Annotated in this window: 9 protein-coding genes; 3 read left to right on the forward strand and 6 right to left on the reverse strand. The window is 71.6% G+C overall.

The window, feature by feature from the left end; all coding sequences use genetic code 11:
- Nucleotides 1–103: 103 nt before the first annotated feature.
- The gene (locus CA983_RS37650) at nucleotides 104–808 is read right to left on the reverse strand and encodes a uridine kinase family protein (RefSeq protein WP_086605216.1); all 705 of its coding nucleotides are present in this window, start codon (nucleotides 806–808) and stop codon (nucleotides 104–106) included.
- A gap of 56 nt (nucleotides 809–864) precedes the next feature.
- Between CA983_RS37650 and CA983_RS37655 the strand changes: the two genes are divergently transcribed.
- Nucleotides 865–1,260: a hypothetical protein gene (locus CA983_RS37655; RefSeq protein ID WP_086605217.1), complete on the forward strand. Its 396-nt coding sequence runs from the start codon at nucleotides 865–867 to the stop codon at nucleotides 1,258–1,260.
- Nucleotide 1,261: 1 nt separating this feature from the next.
- Here CA983_RS37655 and CA983_RS37660 read toward each other — a convergent pair whose 3' ends face one another.
- Nucleotides 1,262–1,588 (reverse strand): hypothetical protein, encoded by a 327-nt coding sequence (locus CA983_RS37660; RefSeq protein WP_244207265.1) that lies wholly within the window; start codon nucleotides 1,586–1,588, stop codon nucleotides 1,262–1,264.
- 1 nt (nucleotide 1,589) lies between these two features.
- Between CA983_RS37660 and CA983_RS37665 the strand changes: the two genes are divergently transcribed.
- Nucleotides 1,590–1,940: a TetR/AcrR family transcriptional regulator C-terminal domain-containing protein gene (locus tag CA983_RS37665; protein ID WP_244207266.1), complete on the forward strand. Its 351-nt coding sequence runs from the start codon at nucleotides 1,590–1,592 to the stop codon at nucleotides 1,938–1,940.
- Between the two features lie 76 nt (nucleotides 1,941–2,016).
- Here the strand turns inward: CA983_RS37665 and CA983_RS37670 are convergent, their stop codons facing one another.
- Genes CA983_RS37670 through deoC form a run of 3 tightly spaced genes read right to left on the reverse strand, consistent with a single transcriptional unit; the run spans nucleotide 2,017 to nucleotide 5,298 of the window.
- Nucleotides 2,017–2,901 (reverse strand): aldehyde dehydrogenase family protein, encoded by an 885-nt coding sequence (locus tag CA983_RS37670; RefSeq protein ID WP_086605218.1) that lies wholly within the window; start codon nucleotides 2,899–2,901, stop codon nucleotides 2,017–2,019.
- A complete protein-coding gene (locus tag CA983_RS37675; RefSeq protein ID WP_086605219.1) occupies nucleotides 2,894–4,330 on the reverse strand; it encodes an aldehyde dehydrogenase family protein in 1,437 nt (478 codons plus the stop codon). The genes CA983_RS37670 and CA983_RS37675 overlap by 8 nt, the downstream gene beginning before the upstream one ends.
- A gap of 5 nt (nucleotides 4,331–4,335) precedes the next feature.
- Nucleotides 4,336–5,298, reverse strand: coding sequence for a deoxyribose-phosphate aldolase (gene deoC, locus CA983_RS37680; RefSeq protein WP_086605220.1), 963 nt, complete (start codon nucleotides 5,296–5,298; stop codon nucleotides 4,336–4,338).
- Between the two features lie 174 nt (nucleotides 5,299–5,472).
- Between deoC and CA983_RS37685 the strand changes: the two genes are divergently transcribed.
- A complete protein-coding gene (locus tag CA983_RS37685) occupies nucleotides 5,473–6,177 on the forward strand; it encodes a PH domain-containing protein (protein WP_086605221.1) in 705 nt (234 codons plus the stop codon).
- 129 nt (nucleotides 6,178–6,306) lie between these two features.
- Here the strand turns inward: CA983_RS37685 and CA983_RS37690 are convergent.
- On the reverse strand, nucleotides 6,307–7,595 hold a 1,289-nt coding region (locus CA983_RS37690; protein WP_086605222.1), incomplete at its 5' end, for a phospho-sugar mutase.

Consider the following 7,595-nt stretch of genomic DNA (forward strand, 5'->3'; position numbering starts at 1 on the left):
GAACACGGGGGAGCACAACGGGGGAGCACAGGAGCGGGACTGGAGGACCGGGGGGTCCGTCCGGTCCCGCTTTCTTTTGTTTCCTCTGCTCGTCCGTCGTCCCTCAGGCCGCTGTACGGAGGGACGCGCACCGGCCCGCCGCCGCGGCCGCCAGCCGCCCCATCGCCTCGTCGCGGTCGCAGGCGTACGCGCCCAGCGCGGTCTGGCGGGCGACGATCGAGCGCTCCTCCCGCATCAGGCGCCAGCCGCGGCGCAGCAGGAACGGCACCGACTTGCGGCCCTCCTTCAGATCCCGCAGGAAGCGGCGGCGGAACGTCCTCACCGGGCCGCGGCTCAGGCACAGCGCGTCGGCGAGGACGCCGAGCTCCTGGCAGCGCGTGACGATCTCCGCGGCGAAGATGCCCTCCGCGATGAACAGCGGGGTCCGCCCGATGTCCACCGTCTCCGTGCCGGTGCGGGCGCTCAGCGCGATGTCGTAGACGGGGACGTCCGTACGGCCCGTGCGGCACAGGCGGGTGATCGCGGCGACGGCCGTGTCGGCGTCCCACGACCCCGGATGGTCCCAGTCGATGTCCGAACTCCCCGCCACGAGCGGCAGCGTCGGGTCGTCGCCCTCCTTGTAGAAGTCGTCGAGCCGCAGCACCGGGAGGCCGGAGCGGGCCGCGAGGAGGGACTTGCCGGAGCCTGATGGGCCGCAGAGCAGCACGACTCGCGTCGGTATGGGCAGAGGAGAACTCACGGGACACCAGTGTGAGGCATCCATCGGGGGCCGCACGACCCCGCGGGTCGGCTTTGATGCGCGCGTCACACCTCAACTACCCTGTGTGTCGAATCGATTACCAAATGCATCAGAAGGTGGCAGCGATGGCCCGACACGACTCTCCCAAGAAGCCGGCCGCCCAGCGCGCCCTCGCCGTTCTCGCGACCGCGGGAATGGCGCTGGGAGCGGGTGCGGCGACGGCTGCCGCGGGCACCGGCTCGGTCTTGGACACGGCCCGCACCTCCCTCGTCAGGACCGACGCCCAGTCCGGCCTCCAGGCTGCGACCGACACCCTCGGCCACACCACCGGCCCGGTCAAGGGCCTCAAGCCCAACCCCCTCGCCGGCACGGGAGTCGACCCGCTCGACAACAGCGTCGGCACGGAGGTCGCCGACTTCAAGCCGATGACGTCCAAGGAGCTGACGGGGCCGGTGGCGCAGGCGCAGTCGATCGAGAGCGTTCCGGTGGTGGGGCAGGCGGCGGGGTCGCTGTCGCAGTAGCTCACCGGCCCCGCAGCGGGACCTCCCGGACCAGCCAGGACAGCGCGAACGCCACGGCGCACAGCGCGGCCGTGCCGAGCGCGACTCCGTGCAGCCCCTCCACCACGCCCGTCCGGACGGCGTGCCGGACCGGCTCCGGCAGCTCGGGCGAGAGCTCGCCGCCGCTCAGCCGCGCGCCGTCGGCACCGAGCCGGTCCGTGACGGTGGCCGTGAGGCGGCCCGTGCAGACGGAGCCGAGGACGGCGACACCGAGCGAGCCGCCGACGGGGCGCAGCAGCGTCTGGGTGCCACTGGCCGCGCCCATGTCGCGCGGTTCCGCGCTGTTCATCGTGACGCCGTCGCGGATGGCCGTGGCCGAACGGGGGTTGTCCGTGCTCGCCGCCCACGGTCTGGACGCCGACTCGGGGATGGCCGTCCTGCGGGCCGTCACCTCCTTCGTGCACGGTGCGGCCCAGACCGAGATCGCCCTGCGCGACTACCAGGAACGCCACGGCTGGACCAGCGGCGAAGAGACCCGCGAGGCGCTGGCCCCGCAGATGCGCCACCTGATGGGCACGGGCCGCTGTCCGGCCTTCGAGCAGTACGCCCTCGGCGCGAGCCGCAAGGACGACCGGGCTTGGGAGTTCGCGTTCGGCCTCGACTGCGTGCTCGACGGCATCGCGCAGCGCCTCGGGATCTGACGGGGGGCGTACGCGAAAGAAGCCCCGGCCCTCCCGGACGGAGGAGGGCCGGGGCTTCCGCTGTGAGGGGCGGCGCCTAGTACGAGGAACCCGACGCGCCCAGTGACCCCGTGGGGTGCCAGACCGTTTTGGTCTCCAGGAACGCCGTCATGCGGTCGATGCCGGGCGTCTCCGCGTAATCCACAGGCTGTGGACGGAGGACGCGCTTGAGGTTGTCGGCCGCGGCGATCTCCAGTTCCTTCGCGAGGACCTCGTCGGCGCCCGCGAGGTCGATCGCGTTGACGTCCTGGTGTGCCGCCAGCGGGGTCGCGATCTCCGCCGTGCGGCCCGAGAGGACGTTGACCACGCCGCCGGGGACGTCCGAGGTCGCCAGGACCTCGGCGAGGGACAGCGCGGGGAGCGGGGACTTCTCGCTCGCCACCACGATCGCCGTGTTGCCGGTCGCGATCACCGGGGCGAGCACCGACACCAGGCCGAGGAAGGACGACTCCTGGGGCGCCAGGACCGCGACCACGCCCGTCGGCTCGGGGGAGGACAGGTTGAAGAACGGGCCCGCGACCGGGTTGCCGCCGCCGACCACCTGGGCGATCTTGTCGGTCCAGCCCGCGTACCAGACCCAGCGGTCGATGGTCGCGTCCACGACCGCCGCCGCCTTGGACTTCGACAGACCCTCGGCGTCGGCGACCTCGCGCGTGAACTGGTCGCGGCGGCCCTCCAGCATCTCCGCGACGCGGTAGAGGACCTGGCCGCGGTTGTACGCCGTCGCGCCCGACCAGCCGCCGAACGCCTTGCGGGCGGCCACCACCGCGTCACGGGCGTCCTTGCGGGAGGACAGGGGTGCGTTCGCCAGCCACTTGCCCTTCGAGTCGGTCACCTCGTACACCCGGCCGCTCTCGGAACGCGGGAACTTCCCGCCGACGTACAGCTTGTAGGTCTTCAGAACGGTGAGCCGATCAGACATCGAGGTACGCCTCCAGGCCGTGGCGGCCGCCCTCGCGGCCGAAGCCCGACTCCTTGTAGCCGCCGAACGGCGACGTCGGGTCGAACTTGTTGAACGTGTTGGACCAGACGACGCCCGCGCGGAGCTTGTTCGCGACCGCCAGGATGCGGGAGCCCTTCTCCGTCCAGATGCCGGCGGAGAGGCCGTACGGCGTGTTGTTGGCCTTGGCGACCGCCTCGTCCGGTGTGCGGAAGGTCAGGACCGACAGCACCGGGCCGAAGATCTCGTCGCGGGCGACGGTGTGCGCCTGGGTGACGTTCGTGAAGAGCGTCGGGGCGAACCAGTAACCGCTCTCCGGAAGTTCACAGGCCGGTGACCAGCGCTCGGCGCCCTCCGCCTCGCCCTGCTCGACGAGGGAGGTGATGCGCGTGAGCTGTTCCTCGGAGTTGATCGCGCCGATGTCCGTGTTCTTGTCCAGCGGGTCGCCCAGGCGGAGCGTCGACAGGCGGCGCTTCAGGGACTCCAGCAGCTCGTCCTGGATCGACTCCTGGACCAGCAGGCGGCTGCCCGCGCAGCAGACCTGGCCCTGGTTGAAGAAGATGCCGTTCACGATGCCCTCGACGGCTTGGTCTACGGGTGCGTCGTCGAAGACGATGTTGGCGCCCTTGCCGCCCAGTTCCAGCGTGACCTTCTTGCGGGTGCCGGCGACCGTGCGGGCGATCTCCTTGCCGACGGCCGTGGAGCCGGTGAAGGCGACCTTGTTCACGTCCGGGTGGGCCACCAGCGCCGCGCCCGCGCCGCCGTAGCCGGGGAGGATGTTGACGACGCCCTTGGGCAGGCCGGCCTGGCGGCAGATGTCCGCGAAGAACAGCGCCGAGAGCGGGGTGGTCTCGGCCGGCTTCAGGACGACCGTGTTGCCGGTCGCGAGCGCCGGGGCGATCTTCCACGCCAGCATGAGCAGCGGGAAGTTCCAGGGGATGACCTGCCCTGCCACGCCCAGCGGCCGCGGGTTCGCGCCGAAGCCGGCGTGGTCGAGCTTGTCGGCCCAGCCCGCGTAGTAGAAGAAGTGCGCCGCGACGAGCGGGAGGTCGGCGTCCCTCGTCTCCTTGATGGGCTTGCCGTTGTCCAGCGTCTCCAGGACGGCCAGCTCCCGGCTGCGCTCCTGGATGATCCGCGCGATGCGGAACAGGTACTTGGCGCGCTCGGAGCCGGGCAGCGCCGACCACTTCTCGAAGGCCTTGCGGGCGGCCTGCACCGCGCGGTCCACGTCCGCCTCGCCGGCCTGGGCGACCTCGGAGAGGACCTCCTCGGTGCTCGGCGAGACCGTCTTGAAGACCTTGCCGTCGGCGGCCTCCACGAACTCGCCGTCGATGAACAGGCCGTACGAGGGCGCGATGTCGACGATCGAGCGCGACTCGGGCGCCGGGGCGTATTCGAATACCGATGCCATGGTGATCAGTCCACCGTCACGTAGTCGGGGCCGGAGTAGCGGCCGGTGGCCAGCTTCTGGCGCTGCATCAGCAGGTCGTTCAGCAGCGAGGAGGCGCCGAAGCGGAACCAATGGTTGTCCAGCCAGTCCTCGCCGGCGGTCTCGTTGACCAGGACGAGGAACTTGATGGCGTCCTTGGAGGTGCGGATGCCGCCGGCCGGCTTCACGCCGACCTGGATGCCGGTCTGTGCACGGAAGTCACGTACCGCCTCCAGCATCAGGAGCGTRTTCGCCGGGGTCGCGTTGACGGCGACCTTGCCGGTGGACGTCTTGATGAAGTCCGCGCCCGCCAGCATCCCGAGCCAGCTCGCGCGGCGGATGTTGTCGTACGTCGACAGCTCGCCGGTCTCGAAGATGACCTTCAGGCGCGCGGACGTGCCGCAGGCCTCCTTCACGGCGATGATCTCGTCGTACACCTTCAAGTATCGGCCCGAGAGGAACGCCCCGCGGTCGATGACCATGTCGATCTCGTCGGCGCCCGCGGCGACGGCCTCGCGCACGTCGGCCAGCTTGACGGTGAGCGGGGCGCGGCCGGCCGGGAACGCCGTGGCGACGGAGGCGACCTTCACGCCGGAGCCGGCGACGGCCTCCTTGGCCACGGCCACCATGTCGGGGTAGACGCAGACGGCGGCCGTGGTGGGCGTCGTACGGTCGGTCGGGTCGGGCCGGACCGCCTTCGCGCCGAGCGCCCGGACCTTGCCCGGGGTGTCCGCGCCTTCCAGCGTCGTCAGGTCGACCATCGAGATGGCGAGGTCGATGGCGTACGCCTTCGCGGTCGTCTTGATCGAACGGGTCCCGAGGGAGGCCGCACGGCCCTCCAGCCCGACCGTGTCGACGCCGGGGAGCCCGTGGAGGAAGCGGCGCAGCGCGCTGTCGGACGCGGCGACGTCCTTGAGGGGGTGAGCTGCGGTGAGTGCAGAACTGGGCATGGTCACCAGACGAGCATATCTACGCGCGTAGCGGCTGTACAGCCCCCTGGGTTTGCTCGGGTGAGGTCGGGACGGTCGTCATCGGTTTTGCTCGGGTGGGGTTGAGGCGGTCGGCATTGGTTTTTGCTCGGGTGGGGTTGAGGCGGTCGACATACGGTCCGGCAGAATCGAGGCATGACGAGCCCCGAACCCCAGTCACCAGCGCCGCAGCCTCCGGAGCCCCAGTCCAAGGATCGGGTGTACCGGTCTGCTCCGGCCATCGCCGGCGGCGTGCTGCTGCTCGCCATCGCCGGGTGGCTCGGCATCGACGCGGTGACCTCGGGCGACGGGCGTACGCCGTGGATGGCGCTCGCCGTGCTGCTCCTGGTCGTGCCGCTGGTCGTCGCCTTCACGCTGCGGCCCGCGGTGTACGCGGGCGAAGACCGCCTGCGCATCCGCAACCCGTTCCGCGTCATCGTGCTGCCCTGGGGCCGGATCGCCTCGCTGAAGTCCGCCTACACGAACGAGGTCCTCACGGAGTCCGGCGCGAAGTACCAGCTGTGGGCCGTGCCCGTCTCGCTGCGCGCCCGCAAGAAGGCCGCGCGGCGTGAGATGCGGGCGACCGCGCAGGCGCGGCGGGAGATGGGCCGGGACGAGGGGCGCGGCAGTGCGCTCGGGATGCGTGCGGGGCTGGGCGGCGGCCTCGGCGGGGGGCCTATGTCCGACGGGCCCGTGCGGGCGGACACCGACCGGATCATGGATGAGCTGCGGGGGCTGCACGAGGCGCGGCACCGGGCGGAGACGGCGCAGGGCGAGGTGACCGTGCGGTGGGCCTACGAGGTGGTGGGGCCGGCGGTTGCGGGGGCGTTGTTGGTGTTGATTCTGGTGATGGTGGGTTGACGCAGGCCAGGGCCGATCGGTGGTCGGCCCCAGGGGCCGGGGTGCTCGGCTTCGCCGGGGCCGACTTGATCCCCGTGCCCGGGTCGGTCGGTCGGTGGTCGGGGTACGGCTGCGAGAACCGCGGTGCGGTCAGATGCCCGCCGCCGTCGACAGGTCGCGCTTGATCGACTCCAGTAGGACCGTCGCCTGTGCGCGGGCCCCGGGGAGGTCGGCGTGGGCCGCGACCGGGACCACGACCTCCAGGTAGCACTTCAGCTTCGGCTCCGTGCCGCTCGGGCGGACGATCACCCGGGCGCCGTCGAGGGTGTAGCGCAGACCGTCGGTGGGCGGGAGGGTGTCCGTGCCCTGGGTGAGGTCGTCGGTGCGGGTGATCGGCAGGCCGGCGAGCTGGGTCGGGGGCTGTTCGCGCAGGCGGCGCATCGCGGCCGTGATGAGGGAGAGGTCCTCCACGCGGACCGAGAGCTGGTCCGTGGCGTGCAGGCCGTGTTCCACGGCCAGGTCGTCGAGGAGGTCCAGGAGCGTGCGGCCCTCCTCCTTGAGCTGCGACGCCAGTTCCGTGATCAGGAGCGCTGCCGTGATGCCGTCCTTGTCGCGTACGCCGTCCGGGTCGACGCAGTAGCCGAGGGCTTCCTCGTAGCCGTAGCGCAGGCCCTCGGCGCGGGCGATCCACTTGAAGCCGGTGAGGGTCTCGACGTGGGGGAGGCCGGCCTTCTCGGCGATACGGCCGAGGAGGGAGGACGAGACGATCGACTCCGCGAAGGTGCCGGTCGCTCCGCGGCGGACCAGGTGGGCGGCGAGCAGGGCGCCGACCTCGTCGCCGCGGAGCATGCGCCAGTCGTCGCCGTCCTGGCCGTCCTGGCCGTCCTGGCCGTCCTTCACGGCGACGGCGCAGCGGTCCGCGTCCGGGTCGTTCGCGATGATCAGGTCGGGGGCGGGTGTCGTGGCGCGGGCCTTCGCGAACGCCAGGTCCATCGCGCCGGGCTCCTCCGGGTTGGGGAACGCCACGGTCGGGAAGTCCGGGTCGGGTTCGGCCTGCTCCGTTACGAGGGCCGGTTCCGGGAAGCCGGCGCGGGCGAAGGCGGCGAGGAGGACGTCCTTGCCGACGCCGTGCATCGCCGTGTACACCGTGCGGGCCGTGCGGGGGGAGTCCTTGGCGAGTACGGCGTCGGTACGGGCGAGGTAGGCGTCGAGGACGCTGTCGTCGAGGGTGTCCCAGCCTTCGGTGGGGCGTCGGACGGTGGTGAGGGACGGGACGGCGGCGATCTCCGCCGCGATGTCGGTGTCCGCCGGGGGGACGATCTGGGAGCCGTCGCCGAGGTACACCTTGTAGCCGTTGTCGCGGGGCGGGTTGTGGCTGGCGGTGACCTCTACGCCGGCGACCGCGCCGAGGTGCCTTATCGCGAAGGCGAGGACGGGGG

Origin of the sequence: Streptomyces swartbergensis (assembly GCF_002148965.1) — a bacterium.
In the GTDB taxonomy this organism is placed as follows: domain Bacteria; phylum Actinomycetota; class Actinomycetes; order Streptomycetales; family Streptomycetaceae; genus Streptomyces; species Streptomyces swartbergensis.